The sequence below is a fragment of the Ruegeria sp. CG4 genome, assembly GCF_056537185.1.
This window is the reverse complement of sequence record NZ_JBQFRB010000001.1, coordinates 329,601-352,024: the sequence shown is the minus strand read 5'-3', so window position 1 is coordinate 352,024 and position 22,424 is coordinate 329,601. Positions and strand designations below refer to the sequence as shown.

Here is a 22,424-nt window from a genome sequence, read left to right as displayed (position 1 = left end):
ACGCTGTCTAATTGGTCACGATTTCGGGCCCCATGAAGGTATTGGGCAGGAAGGTCGACAACCACGGAATGTACGTCACCATGATGAGGAAGACGAACAGCACCGCAAGGAATGGCAGCGCGGCCTTCACGACACCCATCATCGGCATTCCCGCAACGCCCGAGGTCACGAACAGGTTCAGGCCGACCGGTGGCGTGATCATTCCAATCTCCATGTTCACCACCATGATGATGCCCAGATGGATTGGGTCGATGCCCAGCTCGATGGCAATCGGGAACACCAGCGGCGCAACGATGACGAGCAGGCCCGAGGGCTCCATGAACTGACCACCGATCAGAAGGATCACGTTGACCACAATCAGAAACGTTATCGGCCCCAAGCCCGCAGACAGCATTGCGCTGGCGATATGCTGCGGCACCTGTTCGTCGGTCAACACATGTTTCAGGATCAGTGCGTTGGCAATCACGAACAATAGTGTGACGGTCAGCTTTCCAGCCTCGAACAGCGTGTGCTTGGTATCCGGGTGAATGAGCGCCGTGACCAGTGCATAGGGTTTCTTCAACAGCGAGATATTCTGCGCGTCACCCTCACTGCTAAGCGGCCCCATGTCCTTGTAGACGAAGCAGGCGATCAGGAACGCATAAACCGCGGCCACCGCTGCAGCTTCGGTCGGCGTGAAGATACCGCCGTAAATGCCGCCCAGGATGATCACGATCAGGAACAGGCCCCAACCAGCTTCACGCGCTGATGCGAATATCTCGCCCCAGCCTTTCCAGTCGCCCTTGGGCAAGTTCTTGACCTTCGCCATCACATAGATTGCGACCATCAGCATCAAACCGGCCAACAGGCCCGGAATGACGCCTGCCAGGAACATACGGCCGACCGAAACCTCGACTGCCGCTGCATAAACCACCATGACGATCGAAGGCGGGATCAGGATACCCAGGGTTCCTGCGTTACAGATCACACCGGCCGCGAATTCTTTGGAATACCCAACCTGTCGCATTCCTGCGATAACGATCGAACCGATTGCGACCACCGTTGCTGGGGATGACCCCGACAAGGCTGCAAACAACATACAGGCAAAAACGCCCGCAATCGCCAGCCCGCCGGGCAAATGGCCCACACAGGCAATCGAAAAGCGAATGATCCGGCGCGCCACGCCCCCTGTCGTCATGAAGGACGACGCCAGGATAAAGAACGGGATCGCGAGCAGAGTGAAGTGCCCCTCGAACGCCTCAAACAGCGTACCAGCAACCGAAGCGAGCGAACTGTCGGAATAGATCAGCAGGAACAGGGTCGAGCTGAGGCCAAGTGCCACCGCGATCGGAACACCGATCAGCAGCAGGCCAATGACCATCGAGAAAAGAAGAACTACATCCATCAGTCATGCTCTCCTTGCTGAGCCCGGACTTCTTCGATCTCGTCCTCGACTTCGTGGCTGGCGACCAGACGGTCGGTTTCACCGCGCCAGATCTGCACTGCGACTTGCGAAAAGCGGATCACCAGCAGCAGCATGGAAACTGGCAACACCAAATAGGGCACCACCTTGGGAAGCTTCTCGTATTCCTCGCCATAGTTGATGAGACCCTCAAGAAAGCGCAGCGGCGCGACCATGGGGATATCGTCAACCTCGTAGAAACTCTGGCTGCGCGCTCCGCTATCGAACCCTGTCGGGAACCAGCGTCCGGATGTGGGCGGCAGGTCGGCAAACACGGCCCAATAGTCATACGACCCTTTCAGCAGCAGCAGCGAAAACACCAGACAGCAGGCGACGGCGATCAGCGCCAGTATCCGGCGCGGCGCCGGGGCCAGCATGTTCAGGATGGCGTCGACCCCCAGATGCGCGTGCTTCTTCACCGCATAAGATGCGCCAAGCAACACCAGCCAGCCAAACATGAACACTGTCAGTTCAAGCGCCCACAATATGTTCGAATTAAAGAAGAAACGCGCGATCACATTTGCAAATGTGACGGCCGTCATCAGGCCCAGGAGCAACGCAATCATGGTTTCTTCGATATGGTCGACCAGCCCGCCATGGCCGGATTTCGCACCAGACATCTATCTGTCCCCACATTTTTATTGTTGAGAAGGATTGGGGCGGGCCTTTTCGGCCCGCCCGGCCTGCGCGTCGATAACTCCCCAGTCCCCTGACGCGCGGCCTTGACCGGGATCAGAACCCGGCGTTGATTGCCTGAGCGGCGTCGATCTTTTCCTGACCTACATCGTCAGCGAACTTGTCCCAAACGGGCTTCATCGCATCGACCCAGGCCTGACGCTGTTCAGGGTTCAGTTCGCGAATAATTCCACCGGCGTCCGTGATCGAGGCTTTGGCCGCTTCGTTCACGGCAAAGGCTTCCTTGTTCCGGGTCTCGGTCACTTCGCTCAGAATGGTCAGGAACTGATCACGCACTTCCGGCTCGAGGCTGTCCAGCCAGTCGACCGACGTCACCACCAGATAATCGATGATACCGTGGTTGGTCTCGGTGATGCCGTCCTGCACCTCGAAGAACTTCTTGCCGTAGATGTTCGACCAGGTGTTCTCCTGTCCGTCCACAACGCCCTGCTGCAGCGCGCCATAAACTTCCGAGAATGCCATCTTCTGCGGGCTGCCACCGATGGCTTCCATCTGCGCAACCAGAACGTCCGAGGACTGAACCCGGAACTTCAGGCCATCCGCATCAGATGGGTCAACCAGCGGTTTGTTCGCCGACATCTGCTTCATGCCATTGTGCCAGAAGGCCAGACCCTGCAGGCCGCGGCGCTGCATACTGTCTTTCATCGCCTGACCGTCCGCCGAGGCCTGGAAGGCATCCACGGCGTCGATATTCTTGAACATGAACGGCAGGTCGAACAGGCGGAACTGTTTGGTGAACTTTTCGAACTTCGATAGCGACGGCGCGGCCAATTGAACGTCGCCCTGCAACATCGCCTCAAGAACCTTGTCGTCATTGTAGAGCGTGGAGTTCGGATAGACCTCCACGCACATGACGCCCTGCATCTCGTCGTTGACGCGTTGTTCCAGCAGCGAGGCAGCGATGCCTTTCGGATGCTTGTCGGTGTTGGTCACGTGTGCAAACTTAACGACAATTTCGCCATCTTCGCACGCCGCCATCCCGGCAGTAGCCGTCACAGTCAGCGCAAGTGCGGTTGCAGCTGTTGTCAGGATTTTCATCTGTATTGTCCTCCCAGACTTCCTAGAACCCTTCATCGGGCACTCTTGCAGCGCCCCATGACGCGAAGTGAACCGAATCAGATCTCTTCTCACAACTTTTTGTTTCATGGCTGTTATATTGATATTTTATTGTTTTTTATCAACTACCTAGGTGAGCTTAATACCTGAGATCTCAGGATCCCCAAGAAGCCATGTGCGGAAATCCGCACAGGCCTTTGGCGCACTGTGCGGATTTCCGCACTACGGCGACTCACGAGTTCCGAATCAAACACCCGGAGATTCGCACCGGTAGCAGCCCCCTTGGGGCGGGATACTCCGCCAAGGGCGCATAACCGCAGAATTTTTAGGTAAAACTGGGCCGCGCGGTCGCGTCACCGCCGATAGTCTTCCGGGCGGATGCCGTAGCGTGCCAATTTGTCGTAAAACGTCTTTCGCGGCAGCTTCAGTGCACGCGCCGCTTCTGTGGCCTTCCCGTTATGCCGACCCAAGGCGGTGATCAGCAGCGAACGTTCGACACGCGCCATCTGCTCGCTCAGCCCCAGATCAGCAGCCTGCGCGACATCTTCGGGCATTCCCAGAACAAATCGCATCGCAGCGGACATCAGCGAGCGCGCATTGCCCGGCCAGTCGCTGGCCATCAAGGACGCCAGATGTTCCGAGGTTATCTCGGGCGCGGCAATCCCCGCCTGTTCAGCGGCCTGCGCGACATAGTGGCGAAAGATCACCGGAATATCCTCGGGACGCTCTGCCAGCGAGGGGATGCGCACCCGCATGACGTCAAGGCGATAGAACAGATCCGCATGAAAACGGCCCTGTGAAGACAACGCCGACAGGTCCGCTGTGGTGCCCGCCAGAATGCGGACCCCGGCGCCCTGCTCGACAATCTCAAGCGCGGCATACTGCGTAGCCTCGGGCATGGCCGATACTTCATCCAGAAACAGCGAGCCACCGGCGGCGTCATGACAGACCTGCACCAGCTCCGCCGCGGTCAGACCCGAGGATGGCCGCTTGACAAAAGGTCCCTGTGCCTGTGGCGACATCATATGGACCACTTCGGCAACCTTGGATATTCCACTTCCCGCCGGCCCGGTTACCAGAACCTCGGCGTTGGTCGGTGCTACGGTGCGCACACGTTCGCGCAGAGCTTCGGCCTGCTGGGACAGTCCGAACAACAATCGGGCGGCGGGATCGCCCCGCTCCAATTCGCGTTTTAGCGCGCGCTGTTCCAGAACCTGCGCACGCGCTTCAATGGCCCTCTTCAGAACCGCCAGAAGGTCGGCAGCGGCACAGGGTTTTTCAAGGAAATCGAAGGCACCCTGCCCCATGGCCTGCACCGCCATCGGAATGTCGCCCTCTCCGGTCAGAAGGATGACCGGCAGATCGGGGTCGATTTCATGCGCGTAATTCAGCAGATGAAACCCGTCTCGCCCCGGCATGCGGATGTCCGAGATGATGACACCGGGAAATTCGGCCTGGATATGGTCTTTCGCGGCCACAAATGACCCTGCTGGAATCGGAGCGTAATCGGCCAGTTCCAGCGTCTGCGCCAGGGCGTCCCGAACCGCCGCATCGTCGTCAACCAGTAGGACTTTGTGCATCATGCGGCCTTGTCATCCTCGTAATAATCCAGCTCGACAGTAAAACACGCGCCACTCTGCGAATTGTAACCCCGAATGTCGCCGCCGAAACTCTGAACCAGCCCATAAGAAATCGACAGGCCCAGCCCCATCCCCTCGGACGAACCAACGGCCTTGGTCGAATAGAAGGGTTCAAACAGCTTTTCGGGATCCTCGATTCCCGGACCGTTGTCGCGCACGGTGACGGACACTCGCGCGTCGGTGTCGATCCATATGCGAATATATCGATCGTCCTGTTCGCTCATGGCATCTGCGGCGTTGTTGATGAGGTTGACGAAAACCTGAACAAGCCGAACCTCACCACCCCAGGCGAAGACCGGTTCAACATCGGGCTGCCAATCCACTGTGACCCCTTCAGCGTGCAACCGTGCCGAGGTCAGTTCGACGGCTGTATTGATGACTTGAACAAGATCCACCTTTCCCATCGGTTCGCTTTCATTTCTGGCGAAGGCGCGCAGGTTCTTGATGATACGGGCCATACGCGCCGCCATTTCTGAAATACGCCCCAGGTTTTCGCGGGCCTTTTCACTCCGGCCGCGCTCCATGAACGCGGCGCCATTATCCGCAAACTGCTGAATGGCCATAAGCGGCTGGTTCAACTCGTGACTGATACCCGCTGACATTTGCCCCAACGCACTCAGTTTTCCGGCCTGCACCAGATCAGATTGCGCGCGCTTCAGGGCGGCTTCGGCTTCCATCCGCTCGGACACTTCGCGCCGCAAGGCCAGGTTTGCATCCGTCAGATCACGGGTCCGCCGCGCGACTTTGCTTTCCAGAACGGTGTTTGCCTCGGCCAATGTGCGCCTGCGCTCAGTTGCCAGAAAAAGCAACGCCCCAAAGGCCAGACAGATTGCGGCAACCGCAGCAGCCTGCAATCCCGCCAAGCGCCGGGCCGGTGCTACGTCCACCAGCACCTCGGCCGTCATATCAATAACCGGAAGGTCAAGCGTCAAGTGCAGCGCGTGACGGGGCAAATAACGCCCCCAGTTCAGCGTCCACAATTCATGCCCAGCGACCCGGGTCGAGCTGAAATCGACCGTGCCGCCATCCGGCGGTGAAAGACCTTGTTGCCCCTCTGCGCGCCGCCAGAACAATAGATCGGACCTGTTCGAGATGAAGACAACGCCTTCCGCATCCACGAAGAATACCGCTTCGGTGCTGCCGCGCCAGGTTTGCTCAACATCCTGCACGTCCGCGACAACCATCAAAGCACCCTCAACCTGCCCCGACGGTCCAAAGGTCGGAGCCGCATAGGAATAAATCCGATCACCGCTTTCCGGCAGGGCCCCATGGGCACTTCCCATGGCCCCCTGCATGGCGCGCTCAAAAGCAGGATATCCGGCCATGTCGGGCTGCCTTATCGGCTGGGCCGCGACCAGAACCTGCCCGTTGGAATCCAAATACATCATGTTCACTGCAGCTGTCTTGTCGGACACATCCAGCAGCAGGGACCGGGCCGCCTGCCTGTCTGCCGGGGTTTCTAACTCGTGCAGGGCTGGATGATCGGCCATCAGGACCGCCAGCTCCTGATACACCTGCATCTGCGTGCTCAGCCGGTCTGCTGCAAGTTCAAGATCTGCCTCGGCCTTTTCGCTCAGTTGCGACAGGGCTTGACGATAGGCGTAGGACCAGACCCCGGCAGACAACAGTCCGACGACAAACAGAAATCCAAGGATCACCCAGACTCGATACATGACATAGGGTCTTGCATTCGACGCGCCTCATGGCAAGTCTGCGCCGCATGAAGACGCTTTTTCAATCGCCGGTCGAGCCCGGCTTCGTGCAGAACCCCTACCCATTCTATGACGAGGCGCGCCAATACGGCGACCTTGTGTATTGGGGCGACTACAACAAAGTGGCCGCTGTTTCTTATCGCGCTGTGCAGGCCCTGCTGAAGGATCGGAGGTTTGGCCGAGAGGTTCCGGCAGAATTGCAAGAACCCGGGCCAGCCCATCTGGCGCCGTGGTTGAACGTCGAAGCGCATTCCTTGCTTGAAGCTGAACCTCCACGGCACACGCGGCTGCGCGCCCTCGTCATGCGCGCCTTCACCACACGCTCAATCGCGTCCCTGGCGCCTTCGATCGAGCAGCTTTGCCACACCCTGATAGACAGGTTCCCCGAGACAGAATTCGACCTTCTGGACGCCTATTGCACTCAGGTGCCGGTCATTACGATCTGTCGTCTTCTGGGCGTCCCCGAGGACATGTCACCACAGTTGCTGCGATGGTCGCATGACATGGTCGCGATGTATCAGGCCAGCCGGAATCACCAGACCGAGGACAACGCGGCCCGGGCCGCACGGGAGTTTACCGAGTTTCTAACCGGCTATATCGAACAGCGCCGCAGCGATCCCCGCCACGATCTGATCACGCGCCTGATTGCGGCCGAAGAGGACGGAGAAAAACTGTCCCGCGACGAACTGGTTGCCACTTGCATCCTGTTGCTGAACGCCGGGCACGAGGCCACGGTTCACTCCCTAGGGAACGGGGTGAAAACTCTGTTGCAAACTGGATTCCGTCCACTTGCGCCCGGCGACATCGATGCCGCTGTTGAAGAAATTCTGCGATATGATCCGCCACTGCACATGTTCACGCGTTATGCCTATGAGGATGTGGAGATCTTTGACCACCGCTTCAGCCGTGGCGATGAGGTTGCGCTGTTGCTGGGTGCCGCAAACCGCGACCCCGCGGTCTGGAATGCACCGAACACCTTCGACCCGACCCGGCCCATTGTCACAAACACCAGTTTCGGCGGCGGCCTGCACTTTTGCGTCGGCGCCCCGCTGGCCCGTCTCGAGATGCGCATCGCACTGCAGGTGTTGTTTCAGCGGGCACCAGAATTACGACTGTCGGCACAGCCGGAGTATTCGAACAGCTATCACTTTCATGGGCTTACCCGGCTGCTTGTTCACGTCTGAGCTCCAGCACATGCTGACTGAATAGCGCATAGTGCGCTATGCCTCCGGCGGGGATATTTATAGCCAGATGAAATCCGGATCCTTTATTCATCTGGCACCAAATATCCCGGGGGAGACGCGCTTAAGCGCGGCGGGGGCAGCGCCCCCCACTTCGTTAACCAACAACCAACGCACCCAGCGGCAGCATCGTCGTCGACTTGATCTCTTCCATCGACAAAAGGGCCGTGACGTTGTGCACCCTGACTTCCGAGATCAGGGTCTGATAAAAATCGTCGTAGGCGCGAGCATTTCTGACGCGCACCTTGAGGATGTAATCGATGTCCCCCGCAAGGCGGTGCGCCTCCTGCACTTCTGGACGGTCCCGCAGCGCCTTTAGGAACTTACGCTGCCACTCCGCCTCATGTTCTGAAGTCCGGATCAGAACAAAGAACGTCGCCTCGAACCCCAGTGCCTCGGCATCCAGCAACACTGTCTGTTGACCAATGACCCCTGCACTTTTGAGTTTTCGGATTCGGTTCCAGACAGGTGTCTTGGAACTGCCGACCCTTGCAGCGATTTCATCCAGTGACTGACTGGCGTCGCGTTGCAGCTCGACCAGAATTTTCCGATCCGTATCATCAATCCGCACCGACATTCCAATTTCCTTCCATTTCCGGAACCAGCGTCCCAAAGCTCAGCCTGATTGGAACGTATGTTCTTATTTACTCGCCCATATGGCAATAATCCGGGAATATTTCCTATATTGAGAGTCAAGTCAAACACAGGTCGAGATCCTCAGATGCGGCAATCGCACACATATACGGATACAGGGCACGTCGATTTCGTCGGCGCAGGTCCGGGTGATCCGGAATTGCTGACGCTTAAGGCGCTGAACGCGTTTGAGCGTGCGGATATCGTTCTGCATGACCGCCTGATCAGCCCCGAAATTCTGGCGCTGGCCGGCAAGACCGCTGAACTGGTCGATGTTGGCAAGGCCGGCTTCGGACCCTCATGGAAACAGGAAGACATCGACGCATTATTGGTGGACTACGCACTGAAGGGTCAGCGTGTGGTCCGTCTGAAGTCGGGGGACCCCACTGTATTCGGGCGTCTGGACGAAGAAATCGAAGCGGTCGAGGCTGCAGGTGTTTCCTGGCAGATCATTCCCGGCATCACTGCCGCCTCTGCCGCTGTTGCTGGCATCGGTCAAAGCCTGACGCGCCGCGGTCGCAATTCCTCGGTGCGGTACCTGACGGGTCACGACATGAAGGGTTTTGCCGACCACGACTGGAATGCACTGGCGCGTCCCGGTTCCGTGGCTGCAATCTATATGGGCAAGAAATCCGCCCGTTTCATTCAGGGCCGTCTGATCATGCACGGTGCTGACCGCGCAACCCCTGTCACCATCGTCGAAAACGCGTCGCGCCCAGGCCAAAGGGTGCTGTCCACGACGCTGGACCAATTGCCCACCGATCTGCATGCCGCCGCAATGGACGGCCCCGCACTGACCCTTTATGGCCTCGCACCGCGCCGTGCAGCCGAGGCCCTGACCGAATTCAACAAGGAGCTTGCCTGATGGCCCGCGCTTTTACACCCAAAGTGGTTACAGCCAACGACCTGCTGGAAGGAGACGTCATTTATCTGACCGAAGACGATCGCTGGTCACGCGATCTGTCCGAGGCTGAACTGATTACTGACGAAGCTCACGCACAGGTGCGTCTGCTGGATGCCGCACGTCAGGCGAATACCATCGTTGGCGCATATCTGGCCGACGCGGTCGCTGGCAAATGCGGCCCCGAGCCCACTCATTTTCGGGAAGACTTCCGCCGGACTGGTCCGTCCAACTATGCCCACGGCAAACAGGAAACTTCCCCGCAGCCCCGGGCCTGACCTCTGGCCCCTCACTCTCCCCTACAAGGCCCCAAGGTTCGGGGCTGCAACTAAGGACAGCTAATCATGTATCGCTACTCCGAGTTCGACACAGCATTTTTGGCAGAACGCAACGCGCAGTTCCGCGCGCAGGTCGAGCGTCGCATCGACGGCTCGCTCACCGAAGACGAATTCAAACCCCTGCGCCTGATGAACGGCCTGTATCTGCAACTGCACGCCTACATGCTGCGCGTAGCGATCCCTTACGGGACGCTGAACAGCGCTCAGATGCGTCAGCTGGCCCTACTGGCCGAAAAGTGGGACAAGGGCTATGGCCATTTCACCACCCGTCAGAACATCCAGTACAACTGGCCGAAACTGAACGACGTGCCGGACATGCTGGATGCGCTGGCCGAGGTTGGCATGCACGCCATCCAGACCTCGGGCAACACCATCCGCAACGTGACCGCCGACCACTTCGCCGGTGCTGCCGCGGATGAGGTCGCCGACCCGCGCCCCTATGCCGAACTGCTGCGTCAGTGGTCGACCGACCACCCGGAATTCCAGTTTATGCCGCGTAAGTTCAAGATCGCCATCACCGGCTCGGAAAACGACCGCGCCGTGATCAAGGCGCATGACATCGGCCTGCAACTGGTCGAGCGTGACGGCGTTCTGGGTGCCCGCGTTATCGTGGGTGGCGGTCTGGGCCGTACGCCGATGATTGGCAAGGAACTGTCCGAATTCGTCGCCTTTGACGACTTGCTGGCTTACCTCGAAGCCACCGTTTCCGTGTGGAACCAGATCGGCCGCCGCGACAACAAATACAAGGCGCGTATCAAGATCACCGTGCATGAGCATGGCATCGACGCTATCCGCGCTAAGGTGAACGAGCGCTTCCTGAAGGTCCGCCCCCAGTTCAAAGGCGCCGACATGACGCTGCTGGACGAAATCAAGGCCCATTTCGCTGCCCCTGCCTTCCGAGAGGGTTCGGTTGCGTCGTTTGAATCCGCCTACACCAACGATCCGGTTTTCCGCTCGTGGATCGATACGAACATCGCGCCGCACAAGAACGCGGACCACGCCATCGTCACGATCTCGATCAAGAAACAAGGCCAGACACCGGGCGATGCAACGGCCGAACAGATGCGGGTCATGGCCGATCTGGCCGAACAGTTCGCCTATGACGAGTTGCGCATCAGCCATGAGCAGAACGTGATCCTGCCGCATGTCCATAAATCGGACCTGCCTGCGATCCATGCGAAGCTGAAGGAATACGAACTGGCAACCGCCAATATCGGCCTGATCAGCGACATCATCGCCTGCCCCGGCATGGACTACTGTGCGCTGGCGACTGCTCGTTCCATCCCGGTTGCGCAAGAGATTGCAACCCGCTTCGAGGAGTTGAAGCTCGAGCATGATATCGGCCACCTGAAGATCAAGATCTCGGGCTGCATCAACGCTTGTGGTCACCACCACGTGGGTCATATTGGCATCCTGGGTCTGGATCGTGCCGGCGTCGAAAACTACCAGATCACCCTGGGCGGTGATGCCACCGAAAGCGCGGCCATCGGCGATCGAACTGGTCCGGGCTTTGCTTACGATGAGATCGTCCCCGCCGTGGAACGCATCGTTGAAACCTACTTGAACCAGCGTGAAAGCGCAGAGGAGACGTTCCTGGAAACATACCGCCGCGTTGGCATGGCGCCGTTCAAGGCGGCGCTTTACCCCGAGGCACAGGCCAATGCCGCTTGACCTGATCCAGACGGAACTGGGTAAAGACCGAAGTGAACTGACTGAACGGGTCGAGGACCTCAACGCCCGATTCCGCCACCACAGTGCACACGACGTGATGCATGGCGCAATTGAAGAGATCGATGAGCTTGCCCTTGTGTCAAGCTTTGGGGCGGAATCGGTTGTGTTGCTGCACATGGCGGCTGTTGTTGACAAGGCAACGCCCGTCCTGTTCATCGACACTCAGATGCTGTTCACCGAAACGCTGGAATATCAGCAGGAGGTCAGCGAGCGTCTTGGCCTGAGAAACGTTCGGATCATCAGGGCGGATGATGAAGACGTCCAGCGCGATGACCCCTATGGCGCCTTGCGCCTGCGCGACACGGATGCGTGCTGCAACCTGCGCAAGACATTCCCGCTGCAAAAGGCTCTTATGGGCTATTGCGGCTGGATCACCGGGCGCAAAAGGTTTCAGGCCGGCACCCGCGCCGCGCTCGACTTTTTCGAGGTCGAGGACGGAACAGGCCGGATCAAGGTCAACCCGCTGGCGCATTGGGCACCTGAAGATGTGCGCGCCTACATGGACGAAAACCGCCTGCCCCGGCATCCGCTGGTGGCAAAAGGATATCCTTCGATCGGCTGTGCGCCCTGCACCTCGCCGGTCAAAGAGGGCGAAGACCCCCGCGCCGGACGCTGGCGCGATCAGAACAAGGAAGAATGCGGCATCCATTTTGTCGACGGCAAGATGGTGCGTGTTGGAGAAAAGCAATGAATGTAATCGTAACGGATCAGGGGTTTTCCCCCGATGATTGGACCGACGGCTTTGTTTCGCTGGATGATGCCGCCAATGACGTGGTTGCCCTGGATGTAAGTTCAGACACCGACCCGGATGAACTCTACGATCGTCTTGGCCGAGCCGAACTGGTGCGGGTCGATTTCCCGTCCTTCGCAGATGGCCGCGGCTTTACCATCGCCCGCACCCTGCGTCTGAAAGGCTATACCGGGCGTCTGCGCGCCAAGGGGCACGTTCTGGCAGACCAATACGCCATGGCCCGGCGCAGCGGCTTTGACGAGGTCGAGATTGATGATGGCCTTGCCACCCGTCAGCCCGAAGATCAGTGGCTTGCCCGCGCCAACTGGAAAGAGAACAACTATCAGGCCCGCCTGCGCGGTTAAGGCCGCACATCGCCAGCTTGTGACAGAAAGGGGGCAATCTGTCCCCTTTTCCTGACTTGGATCAACGATTAAACGGAGATGTCGGTTTAGCAGACCGGCAGGTAAACGATGACAGAGATGAAGCCCGTGAGCGAAGTAACTGCCGTAAAGGCCCCCGTCCTGCCGGACGCGCAAACTGTAATTGACGTGAAACACTGGACCGACAGCCTGTTTTCTTTCAAGGTGTCGCGCCCTGCCTCGCTGCGGTTCCGTTCGGGCGAATTCGTGATGATCGGGTTGTTGGGCGATAACGGAAAGCCGCTGCTGCGCGCCTATTCCATCGCCTCGCCTTCGTGGGACGAGGAACTCGAGTTCTACTCGATCAAGGTGCAGGACGGTCCGCTGACCTCGAAGCTGCAACACATCAAACCCGGCGACCAGATCATCCTTCGCCCCAAGCCCGTTGGTACCCTGGTGCACGACGCGCTGCTGCCCGGCAAACGCCTGTGGTTCTTTGCCACCGGCACCGGTTTCGCGCCCTTCGCTTCGCTGCTGCGCGAGCCGCAGACCTATGAGGATTATGATGAGGTCATCATCACGCACACCTGCCGTGAAGTGGCTGAACTGGAGTACGGCCGCCAGCTGATAGAAAGCATCCGCCAGGACGAACTGCTGGCCGAACTGATCGGCGAAGGTTTTTCAGACAAGATCCGCTACTACCCGACCACCACCCGGGAAGAGAGCCCCAAGATGGGCCGCATCACCAACCTGCTGAAAGACGGCACCGTATTTGCCGATCTGGGCATCGATGGCGGAATCAAACCCGAAACCGACCGCGCGATGGTTTGCGGCAGCCTGGCTTTCAACCTCGATATCAAGGAAATTCTGGAAGAGTTCGGACTGCGCGAAGGCGCAAATTCCGACCCCAAGGAATTCGTCATCGAAAAAGCCTTTGTCGGCTGATCTTTGGAGCTGGCCGGGTAATTGACAACCCGGCCAGCTCAATCCCGCCAACAAAGGCGGGTTTTTCGTGTTTTCCGGCCTTTATGCTGCTTGAAACGCCTTTCGCACCGGTCTAAATTCCGGTCTCGAAATTCTGCAATCATCAAAGGAATGAACCCATAGCCCGCAGACCCCACAACGCGCCGCCGCAGAGAGACACCGGACCGCGCGTCAATGAAAAGATCCGTGCCCCTGAAATCCGCCTGATCGGCGCTGACGGTGATAACGTAGGGGTGGTTCATCCCGCCAAAGCTATGCAGATGGCCGCTGATGCCGGACTTGATCTGGTCGAGATCTCGCCCAATGCCAATCCTCCGGTTTGCAAAATCATGGATTTCGGCAAGTTCAAGTACGAACAGCAGAAACGCGAAAGCGAAGCCCGCAAGAAGCAGAAAATCATCGAGGTGAAAGAGGTCAAGTTCCGGCCCAACACCGACACCCATGATTACGACGTCAAGATGAAAAACGTCGTCAAGTTTCTGGAAAAGGGCGACAAGGTCAAAGTCACCCTGCGCTTCCGTGGCCGTGAGATGGCGCACCAGAACCTGGGTCGCGAACTGTTGGAGCGTGTTGCCGAAGACATCAAGGAAATCGGCAAGGTCGAGAACATGCCGAAGATGGAAGGCCGTCAGATGATCATGATGATCGGCCCGCTTCCGCAGAAATAAGCCCTGCAAAAAACCAATTTCAAACCCTGTCAGAGTTGCTCTGGCAGGGTTTTTTTGTTCACCAAAAATTCAATCCTCGCGATTTGTATACACCTGTCCCCGTCCGCACATCTTAGAGGTCTGAAAGCGACCATGGGTCGATTTCAGGCACTCTGATTTCGACGGCGCGCTGGCGCAAACTGGAATGCGCGGAATCGCGATGCGGTTAAGCGTGAGATGCCGGATAAAGGGGAGGTAACGATGGGTGAAATGTCATTCGCGGGCGGCGTTTATCAATCGCTGCCGACGCAGGCCTATTGCGATGAGACCGTTTTTTCCCAAGAACGCACCCGGATATTCAGGCGGTCCTGGCATTTGGTAGGCCATGTAACCGACATCCCCAACTTCGGTGACTATGTTGTCGAAGACATCAGCGGCGTCTCAGTGATCGTGATTCGGGGCCAGGACAGCGAAATCCGCGCCTTTTACAACGTCTGCGTTCATCGCGGCCATGAATTGCTGAATGGCAAGGGTTGCACCAAAAAGATGACGTGCCCCTATCACGCATGGACCTATGACACGACCGGACAGTTGCGCGCCGCGCCGAATGCCACCGCGTTTCCGGGCTTTGACAAAAGCCGGTACAAGCTGCGCCCGGTTCAGGTTGAACTGTTCTTTGGACTCATTCTGCTGAACCTGGACCCGGACGCCCGGCCAATGACCGAACTGGCCGAAAGCGCGCTTGGTGAAATCGCTGAGTACGCGCCCAACCTTCCCAACTATAAACGAGCGGACCGGACGGAACGGTTGGCCAGCGCGAACTGGAAAGTGGTCGCCGAGAATTTCAACGAATGCTATTACTGCGCTGTGGTTCACAAAACTCTGACAACTGGTGTGGTCGATCCGGACCAGTACCGGACGCGCGGCCATGATTACGGCATTCGCCATGCCAGCCCGGCCCGTCCGGACAGTCAGAAATCCTACAGCTATGTCGCAGACCCAGAGGCGCGCACGGACAAGTTCCTGACATGGTGGTTCTTTCCGCTTTTTGCCCTGCAAGTTTACCCCGGTGGGATTGTGAACACCTATCGCTGGACCCCGGTCAGTGTGAACAAAACCAAGATCGAAGTTGACTGGTGGCTGCCCGAATCCGAACCGAACGCCGTTGAACAAGAGATCATCCTGCAACACCGCAACACCACCTTTGCCGAAGATGGCCCGATTGTGGATTCGGTTCAAAAAGGGTTGGAAAGTGGCGCGATCGGGTTTGGGGCACTGGTGGTCGATGACGCGTGTTCATCGCAATCAGAACACCCGATCATGGCGTTCAATGCACATTACCAGAGAGCCATGGAAGGCACGGCCCTCTGAGAATTCTCTGACTTGATCAGGCCGGCAGCGAAACCTGGATGGCTTTGCTTAGTTTTGCGACCAGTTCGTCAATCTGCTCGTCCTCGATGATAAAGGGCGGTGCCAACAGGACGTGGTCACCTTTCCTGCCGTCGCGCGTTCCGGACATCGGGTAACAGATCAGCCCTTCGGCCAAAGCAGCCTTCTTGATCTTTCCCGCGACACCCAGCGCAGGGTCAAAAGGCGTGCGGCTTTCCAGATCGGCCACCAGTTCCACCCCGCGGAACAACCCTCGGCCGCGGATATCGCCAACATTCGGATGTTGCCCAAACGCGGCCTCAAGCGCTGATTGCAGCTTTTCACCCATCACGCCAGCTCGGGTCGGCAAATCGCGGTTAGTCAGCTCCCTTACAACAGCCAAGGCAGCAGACGTCGCAACCGGGTGCCCGATGTAAGTGTGTCCGTGCTGGAAGAAACCGGAGCCATCCCGTATCGCATCATAAATTGCACCGGAACACAGCATCGCACCAATCGGCTGATACCCCGCGCCCAGGCCCTTGGCGATGCACAGGATATCCGGCGCCACCCCATCATGGTTGCAGGCAAACAGATGCCCTGTCCGGCCCATGCCACACATCACTTCGTCCAGAATCAACAACACGCCATACTTGTCGCAGATCTCACGAATGCGTTTGAAATACCCCTCAACCGCAGGAACTGCACCCAATGTCGCGCCAACAACCGGCTCTGCCATGAAAGCCATAACGGTATCGGGACCAAGCCGTAGAATCTCGGTTTCCAACTCATTGGCGACGCGCTGACCATAGTCAAAGCTACTCTCGCCATCGGGCTTTTCCGCATATTCGAAACAGGGCGCGATATGGGTCATCTCGATCAGCATCGGCGCGAACTGCGCCCGCCGCCACGCGTTTCCACCTGCCGACAACGCACCCAGAGTGTTGCCGTGATAGCTCTGCCGCCTAGCGATCACATGGCGGCGTTCCGGCTGACCGATTTCAAGATAGTACTGGCGCGCCAGCTTGATCGCGGCTTCGGTGGCCTCGGACCCCCCGGAAACGAAATACACCCGGTCCAGATCACCCGGTGCGTGTTCGATCAGCAAATCCGCCAATTCTTCTGCCGGTTCCGAGGTCATGAAGCCTGTATGGGCAAAGGCGATCTTTTCAACCTGTTCCTGTACCGCCTTGATCACGGCCGGGTTGGAGTGCCCCAGACAGGAAACCGCCGCATCCCCGCAATCCAGATAGCGCCGCCCGTCTGCGTCAATCAGGTAACATCCGTCACCGCCTGCTGCGACCGGCATTTCGGCCTTGGTGTGACGTGGAAATACATGGCTCATATCAAAATCCTCTCAATTTTTGCGACCAGCGCTGCTACCGATGCCGCATTGTCTGTCCATGTTCGACCTTCTGCGTCGGTCAGGCTGTTTTCAAAACCAACCCGCACATCACCGCCTTGCTTTGCGGCTTCGGCAAGGCACATATGTTCCTGTTTCCCAAAGGCACAGATCATCCACGGCGCCGGGTTTTGCGGGAAACCATCAATATCTTCAGGTGTCGATTCCCCATCTGTTGTGTAGCGGCCCAGAACCAGCAGGCGATCCGCCTGCTCCTGTCGCACAATCCCTTTGTCCCGCCACTGGCCCAGCAATGCCGCATCTTCTGCATCATAAAGGATGTGTTGAACCCGTGTACCCTGTTCCGCACAAAGTCCATATAGCCGTGCCGCAAGCTCCGGCGCGCGGGCAGTTTCACGGACGGAAATCGAAGCCCAGCCAGGTTGGACTTGCTTCACACATTCAAACTGCGCCGTGACATCAAAAACGCCCGCAGCCTCGGTTGTGATCTGAATGTCCATCTCCGGCACAGTGCGGCTCAACTCGGCAATCGCTTCTCGGTATCGCCCGGGATCCAAAGAGTGGACACCCTGTTCATCACGGACATGCAAATGCAGCCCCTGGGCACCGGCATCAAAACACGATTGGGCCGTCGCCAATATTTCATCCAGCGAAACAGGCAACTTCGGATGATCATTGTGACTACGCCGCGCGCCATTGGGCGCGACCATTACGTAAGGTCTGGATGATTCATTTTCCGGACGTTGCATTCCCTGCTCCAACCCCAGCCGCATTCCTGCACCCCATTTACTTGCCGACCGCGTGTTTTCAACTTGCCATTTTCATAACATATGTTTTTCTAGGAACATGCCGGAATCTCCAACCCAACTGACCAGCCGCCTTCGCCGCACCATCGATGACCTGCCGACACAGCTTCAGGCAGCCGCAAAATACATTATCGATCATCCGGCAGATTTCGGTATCGACCCGGTTCGAGTTACCGCCCAAAAGATCGGCGTCAGTTCCAACGTTCTGGTCCGATTGGCACAGAGGCTGGGCTTTGACGGGTTTGACGCCTTTCGTCAGCCATTTCGGCACGCTCTGGCCACAGACCGAGAGGAACAGCTGGGACAGGACTGGCTGTCCAGCCTCAGACAAGAAGGGCAATTCGCTACGGCTCAATCCCAATTCGCACGGAATGAGTTGAACGTCGTCACCCGCTCGTTGCGGCAGATAGACCCCAAGAAAATGCAGATGGCCACGGATATCATATCCAATGCAAAGCGTTGCTTTGTGACGGCCACACGGGCCAGCCATGCACTGGCCTCGTATCTTTGCTACGCCGGACGCATGGCACAACCCGGAATGCAGCTTATCCCTCGGCAAATGGGCTCCGCGATTGATGATCTGATCGAAGGGGACACGCAGGATTGTCTGTTCGCGATAACCGTCCACCCTTATTCAGCGGACACGATTCAGGCCATGCGGTATGCCCGCGACATGGGAATGAAGATCATACTTTTGTCGGACAGTGACGTCATCGCCCCGGGCGTCAAACCCGACGTTGTACTGGCAGTCAGCACCCGATCCCTGCACCACTTCTCAAGCTTTTCGGGCGCAATGGCCGTTCTGGAATGCTTGCTTGGTCATCTCTTTGACGCCGGCGGCGACGCCGCACGAATTCGCGTGGAAGAATATCAGAAGGCTCGTGAGGAAACCGGCGCGTACTGGCGCCCTTCAAAGCCGCCCAGAGTGCGTCAAAAGATCAACCCCCGGTAAATCCGGGGGTTGCACCTGTTCATAGCGCTGTTTACATCGTCGCTTCGACAGCCCGTCTGGTCATCACGTTGACCAGATGTGCGCGATACTCCTTGCTGCCATGCAAGTCCCCAATCATGTTCGCGGGATTGACCCTCAGATCCATCAACACATCCGGCCGGAACTCCTTGTTCAGGGCCTGCTCAGCCTCACCCCATCGAAACACGCCATCTTCGCTGGCCCCGGTTACGGCAACCCGAACACCGTCAGCGAAACGGGCAAGAAACACACCCACCAACGCAAAACGCGACGCCGGTTGCAGAAACTTCTGGTAACTCGCCGCCTGTGGCACCGGAAAGCGGACAGACGTAATGATTTCACCCTCATCCAGCGCAGTGGTGAACATGCCCTGAAAAAAGTCATCTGCCGCAATCTGGCGTGTATTGGTAACGATGGTCGCACCTGATCCCAGAACACCCGCAGGATAACAGGCTGCAGGATCATTGTTTGCCACCGACCCGCCAATTGTACCGCGGTTGCGCACTGCCGGATCGCCGATCTGACCAGCCAGCGCCGCCAGTGCCGGGTACGACCCCGCCGCATCACGCGCCACCGAGGCATGAGTCGTCGCCCCACCGATCGCAACCGAGCCATCGTCTTCAATGCAAACACCCTTCATCTCGGCAATTCCGCTCAGGGATACCAGGGATGACGGCGCCGCCAGTCGCTGTTTCAGCGTCGGGATAAGGGTCTGCCCTCCTCCCAACGCCTGTGTATCCTCGGCCGCCAACGCGGCAACCGCATCGGCTATGGTCGAGGGTTTTTCAAACTCGAAACTGTACATTTCGCTTTTCCTTTCCGAAGGGCGTTTCCCGGCCCTTCATCTTTTTGGAAATACTCCGGGGGTCCGGGGGCTGGCCCCCGGTCCACCCTCTCAACTCAGCCGTTCATAGCTGCCCAGACGCGCGACGGGCTGACCGGCATATCGATGTGGTCCACCGCCTTGCCGCCCGAATTCAGCGCATCCAGCACCGCATTGACAACTGCCGGCGGCGATCCGATCGCGCCCGCTTCGCCACAGCCCTTCACACCCAATGGGTTATGCGTACACGGCGTCTGGCTGGAATGGTCGACACCATAGAACGGCACATCATCGGCACGCGGCATGGCGTAATCCATGAAGGACGCGCTCAGCAACTGGCCATTCTCGTCATAGGCGCAGTTCTCCAGCAGGGCCTGACCGATGCCCTGACCGATACCGCCATGGACCTGGCCGTCAACGATCATCGGATTGACGATATTGCCAAAATCATCCGCAGCCGTGAATTTCTCGATGCTGACCTGACCGGTGTCCGGATCGACCTCGACTTCACAGGCATAAGCACCTGCCGGGAAGGTGAAATTGGCCGGGTCATAGAAGGCGGTTTCCTCAAGCCCCGGCTCGACCTCCAGCGGATAGTTGTGCGGGACATATGCCGTCAGGGTCACATCCCCCCACGCCACCGACTTGTCGGTGCCCGCGACACTGAACTGACCATCCTTCAGCTCGATATCGGCCTCGGACGCTTCCAGCAGATGTGCAGCGATCTTTTTCGCCTTATCGATCACCTTCTCGGTCGCCTTGACCATGGCCGACCCACAGACCGCAAGCGAACGTGAGCCGTAGGTGCCCATCCCGAACGGGATCTTGGACGTATCCCCATGCACGATCTCGACCATCGACTCGTCGATGCCGATCATGTCCGCCACAACCTGCGGGAAGGCGGTCTCATGCCCCTGCCCGTGGCTATGCGCACCGACCATGACGCTGATCGAACCGGTGGCATTCACCCTCACGGTCGCCGCATCATAGAGACCCGCACGGGCCCCAAGCATTCCGACGATGTTCGAAGGCGCGATGCCGCAAGCCTCAATATAGCAGTTGATGCCCAGACCACGCAGCTTGCCTTTCGCTTCGCTTTCCGCGCGACGCGCAGTAAAGCCAGCCAGATCGGCGGCGGCCTCAAGCTTGTCCATCGTCCCGTTATAGTCCCCGGTGTCATAGGTCAGCGCCACCGGTGTGTCATAGGGGAACTGGGTGATGAAGTTCTGACGGCGCAGCGCAATCGGATCAACGCCCAGTTCGCGCGCAGCCTTGTCCACGACACGCTCCAACTGGAACGTCGCCTCGGGCCGGCCTGCACCGCGATAGGCATCCACCGGCACCGTGTTGGTGAACATCGCCTTTACGTTCACCTGAATGACCGGCGTCTTGTAGTTGCCCGCCATCAGCGTGCCGTGCAGCCAGGTCGGAACCGAGCTGGAGAAGGTCGACAGATACGCGCCCAGATTGGCATAGGTGTTGGTCCGCAGGCCGACAAAGTTGTTGTCCGCATCCAGCGCCAGCTCGATCTTGCTGACGTGATCCCGACCCTGCGCATCCGACATGAATGCCTCGGACCGGCTGGCCGTCCACTTGACCGGACGCCCACAGGCTTTTGCCGCAAAGGTACAGAACGCTTCTTCGGCATAGTGGAAGATCTTGGTGCCAAAGCCGCCACCCACATCCGGGGCCACCACGCGGACCTTGTGTTCGGGCAAACCCAGAACAAAGGCGCACATCAGCAGGCGGATCACGTGCGGGTTCTGCGACGTTGTATAAAGAGTATACTCTTCGGTCGCGCGGCTGTACTCGGCCACGGCCACGCGCGGCTCCATCGGGTTGGCGACCAGACGGTTGTTGACCAGATCCAGCGAGGTCACATGAGCCGCGTTGGCAAAGACCTCATTGACCTTGGCGTCATCGGCCTCGCCCAACTGCCAGTCATAGCAGATGTTGTTCTTGAGGTCGTCATGAACCAGCGTCGCGCCATCTTGCGCTGCGGCCTTCATATCCATGACGGCTGGCAATTCATCGATATCCACGTCGATTGCCTCGGCCGCGTCGCGCGCCTGTTCAAGGCTATCGGCCACAACGGCAGCGATGGGATCGCCAACGTGACGCACTTTGCCCTGCGCCAGAATGGGGTGCGGCGGTTCCTGCATGGGTGCGCCGTGTTTGTCGGTGACTTCCCAGCCGCAGGGCATCCCGCCCACGCCCTCGAAGTCCTTACCGGTGAACACTTTGACCACACCTGGCATGGCTTCCGCCGCAGATGTGTCTATGGATTTGATCCGGCCATGTGCGATGTCGGACCGCAGAAAATGTACATAGGCCTGACCACGTACGTTGATGTCGTCGGTGTAATTGCCCGCTCCGGTCAGAAAGCGCACGTCCTCGCGCCGCTTGGAACTGGCTCCGATGCCACTGTCTTTGGGCATTGCTTGTTCTCCTCCCTGGGAAAGAATTTTCGCTGAAAATTCTTTGCGACCGCTTTATTCGGCGGCGATGCTGGAAACGTCCTGGCCCGATGCGGCCATGATCGCCTTGACGATGTTGTGATACCCGGTGCAACGGCACAGGTTGCCTTCCAGATATTTCCGGATCTCGGCCTCGGTCGGACGCGGGTTATCTTTCAGCAGCGCGGCGGCACTCATCACCATGCCGGGCGTGCAAAAGCCGCACTGAAGGCCATGGTGATCCTGAAACGCCTGCTGGATCACGTTCAGCGAACCGTCCGGGTTGGCCTGCCCCTCAATCGTGCCGACGTCGGCACCGTCCGCCTCAAGCGCCAGCATGTTGCAGGATTTCACCGCGTCCCCGTTCACGTGAACGACGCACGCGCCGCACTGCGCGGTGTCGCAACCAACATGTGTCCCGGTCAGCGACAGGTGATCGCGCAGAAAGCTGGACAACAAAGTCCGGCCTTCGACATCACCGCTCACGGGTTTTCCGTTCACGGTCATTGAGACCTGTGTCATAAGTTCC

21 protein-coding genes are annotated in these 22,424 nt (G+C 58.4%); 10 read left to right on the top strand and 11 right to left on the bottom strand.

The window, feature by feature from the left end; genetic code table 11:
- Window positions 1–7: 7 nt before the first annotated feature.
- From ACR0J2_RS01700 to ACR0J2_RS01680, 5 genes are all read right to left on the bottom strand, one after another.
- Window positions 8–1,384: a TRAP transporter large permease gene (locus tag ACR0J2_RS01700; protein WP_321253185.1), complete on the bottom strand. Its 1,377-nt coding sequence runs from the start codon at window positions 1,382–1,384 to the stop codon at window positions 8–10.
- Window positions 1,384–2,061: a TRAP transporter small permease gene (locus ACR0J2_RS01695; RefSeq protein ID WP_321253187.1), complete on the bottom strand. Its 678-nt coding sequence runs from the start codon at window positions 2,059–2,061 to the stop codon at window positions 1,384–1,386. The genes ACR0J2_RS01700 and ACR0J2_RS01695 overlap by 1 nt, the downstream gene beginning before the upstream one ends.
- A gap of 112 nt (window positions 2,062–2,173) precedes the next feature.
- Entirely contained in the window at window positions 2,174–3,175 is a 1,002-nt protein-coding gene (locus tag ACR0J2_RS01690) for a DctP family TRAP transporter solute-binding subunit (RefSeq protein ID WP_170616796.1), read from the bottom strand.
- 371 nt (window positions 3,176–3,546) lie between these two features.
- Window positions 3,547–4,776 (bottom strand): sigma-54-dependent transcriptional regulator, encoded by a 1,230-nt coding sequence (locus ACR0J2_RS01685; protein WP_170806263.1) that lies wholly within the window; start codon window positions 4,774–4,776, stop codon window positions 3,547–3,549.
- Window positions 4,773–6,506 (bottom strand): sensor histidine kinase, encoded by a 1,734-nt coding sequence (locus ACR0J2_RS01680; protein WP_480811495.1) that lies wholly within the window; start codon window positions 6,504–6,506, stop codon window positions 4,773–4,775. Before ACR0J2_RS01680 ends, ACR0J2_RS01685 begins: the two co-directional genes overlap by 4 nt.
- 47 nt (window positions 6,507–6,553) lie before the next feature.
- On the opposite strand from ACR0J2_RS01680, the gene ACR0J2_RS01675 reads away from it, so the two are divergent.
- On the top strand, window positions 6,554–7,729 hold the full coding sequence (locus ACR0J2_RS01675; RefSeq protein ID WP_480811494.1) for a cytochrome P450: 1,176 nt from the start codon (window positions 6,554–6,556) through the stop codon (window positions 7,727–7,729).
- 154 nt (window positions 7,730–7,883) lie between these two features.
- Here the strand turns inward: ACR0J2_RS01675 and ACR0J2_RS01670 are convergent, their stop codons facing one another.
- Window positions 7,884–8,363 carry an Lrp/AsnC family transcriptional regulator gene (locus ACR0J2_RS01670; protein ID WP_170616790.1) on the bottom strand — a complete coding sequence of 160 codons (480 nt, stop codon included), beginning with the start codon at window positions 8,361–8,363 and terminating at the stop codon, window positions 7,884–7,886.
- Between the two features lie 144 nt (window positions 8,364–8,507).
- Between ACR0J2_RS01670 and cobA the strand changes: the two genes are divergently transcribed.
- The 8 genes from cobA (at window position 8,508) to ACR0J2_RS01630 (ending at window position 15,483) form a co-directional block, all read left to right on the top strand.
- Window positions 8,508–9,284, top strand: coding sequence for a uroporphyrinogen-III C-methyltransferase (gene cobA, locus ACR0J2_RS01665; protein ID WP_170676887.1), 777 nt, complete (start codon window positions 8,508–8,510; stop codon window positions 9,282–9,284).
- Window positions 9,284–9,598 carry a DUF2849 domain-containing protein gene (locus ACR0J2_RS01660; protein WP_480811493.1) on the top strand — a complete coding sequence of 105 codons (315 nt, stop codon included), beginning with the start codon at window positions 9,284–9,286 and terminating at the stop codon, window positions 9,596–9,598. Before cobA ends, ACR0J2_RS01660 begins: the two co-directional genes overlap by 1 nt.
- 66 nt (window positions 9,599–9,664) lie before the next feature.
- Window positions 9,665–11,329 (top strand): nitrite/sulfite reductase, encoded by a 1,665-nt coding sequence (locus ACR0J2_RS01655; protein ID WP_480811492.1) that lies wholly within the window; start codon window positions 9,665–9,667, stop codon window positions 11,327–11,329.
- A complete protein-coding gene (locus ACR0J2_RS01650; RefSeq protein ID WP_170806258.1) occupies window positions 11,319–12,080 on the top strand; it encodes a phosphoadenylyl-sulfate reductase in 762 nt (253 codons plus the stop codon). The genes ACR0J2_RS01655 and ACR0J2_RS01650 overlap by 11 nt, the downstream gene beginning before the upstream one ends.
- Complete coding sequence (locus ACR0J2_RS01645; RefSeq protein WP_321253205.1) at window positions 12,077–12,484, top strand: DUF934 domain-containing protein; 408 nt, start codon at window positions 12,077–12,079, stop codon at window positions 12,482–12,484. The genes ACR0J2_RS01650 and ACR0J2_RS01645 overlap by 4 nt, the downstream gene beginning before the upstream one ends.
- Before the next feature lie 108 nt (window positions 12,485–12,592).
- Window positions 12,593–13,426: a ferredoxin--NADP reductase gene (locus ACR0J2_RS01640; RefSeq protein WP_480811491.1), complete on the top strand. Its 834-nt coding sequence runs from the start codon at window positions 12,593–12,595 to the stop codon at window positions 13,424–13,426.
- A gap of 116 nt (window positions 13,427–13,542) precedes the next feature.
- Window positions 13,543–14,133 carry a translation initiation factor IF-3 gene (infC, locus tag ACR0J2_RS01635; RefSeq protein ID WP_480440513.1) on the top strand — a complete coding sequence of 197 codons (591 nt, stop codon included), beginning with the start codon at window positions 13,543–13,545 and terminating at the stop codon, window positions 14,131–14,133.
- Window positions 14,134–14,373: 240 nt separating this feature from the next.
- Window positions 14,374–15,483 carry an aromatic ring-hydroxylating oxygenase subunit alpha gene (locus tag ACR0J2_RS01630; RefSeq protein ID WP_480811490.1) on the top strand — a complete coding sequence of 370 codons (1,110 nt, stop codon included), beginning with the start codon at window positions 14,374–14,376 and terminating at the stop codon, window positions 15,481–15,483.
- Between the two features lie 16 nt (window positions 15,484–15,499).
- Here the strand turns inward: ACR0J2_RS01630 and ACR0J2_RS01625 are convergent, their stop codons facing one another.
- Window positions 15,500–16,822 (bottom strand): aspartate aminotransferase family protein, encoded by a 1,323-nt coding sequence (locus ACR0J2_RS01625; protein WP_480811489.1) that lies wholly within the window; start codon window positions 16,820–16,822, stop codon window positions 15,500–15,502.
- On the bottom strand, window positions 16,819–17,589 hold the full coding sequence (locus ACR0J2_RS01620) for a beta-keto acid cleavage family enzyme (protein ID WP_480811488.1): 771 nt from the start codon (window positions 17,587–17,589) through the stop codon (window positions 16,819–16,821). The genes ACR0J2_RS01625 and ACR0J2_RS01620 overlap by 4 nt, the downstream gene beginning before the upstream one ends.
- 97 nt (window positions 17,590–17,686) lie before the next feature.
- Here ACR0J2_RS01620 and ACR0J2_RS01615 point away from each other — a divergent pair, with 97 nt between their 5' ends.
- Window positions 17,687–18,598: a MurR/RpiR family transcriptional regulator gene (locus ACR0J2_RS01615; RefSeq protein ID WP_480811487.1), complete on the top strand. Its 912-nt coding sequence runs from the start codon at window positions 17,687–17,689 to the stop codon at window positions 18,596–18,598.
- Window positions 18,599–18,629: 31 nt separating this feature from the next.
- On the opposite strand, the gene ACR0J2_RS01610 is transcribed toward ACR0J2_RS01615, so the two are convergent.
- The 3 genes from ACR0J2_RS01610 to ACR0J2_RS01600 all read right to left on the bottom strand — a co-directional run bounded on the left by ACR0J2_RS01610 (window position 18,630) and on the right by ACR0J2_RS01600 (window position 22,417).
- Window positions 18,630–19,421: an FAD binding domain-containing protein gene (locus tag ACR0J2_RS01610; protein ID WP_480811486.1), complete on the bottom strand. Its 792-nt coding sequence runs from the start codon at window positions 19,419–19,421 to the stop codon at window positions 18,630–18,632.
- Between the two features lie 95 nt (window positions 19,422–19,516).
- On the bottom strand, window positions 19,517–21,877 hold the full coding sequence (locus ACR0J2_RS01605; RefSeq protein ID WP_480811485.1) for a xanthine dehydrogenase family protein molybdopterin-binding subunit: 2,361 nt from the start codon (window positions 21,875–21,877) through the stop codon (window positions 19,517–19,519).
- 54 nt (window positions 21,878–21,931) lie between these two features.
- Entirely contained in the window at window positions 21,932–22,417 is a 486-nt protein-coding gene (locus ACR0J2_RS01600) for a (2Fe-2S)-binding protein (protein WP_170806253.1), read from the bottom strand.
- Between the last annotated feature and the right edge of the window lie 7 nt (window positions 22,418–22,424).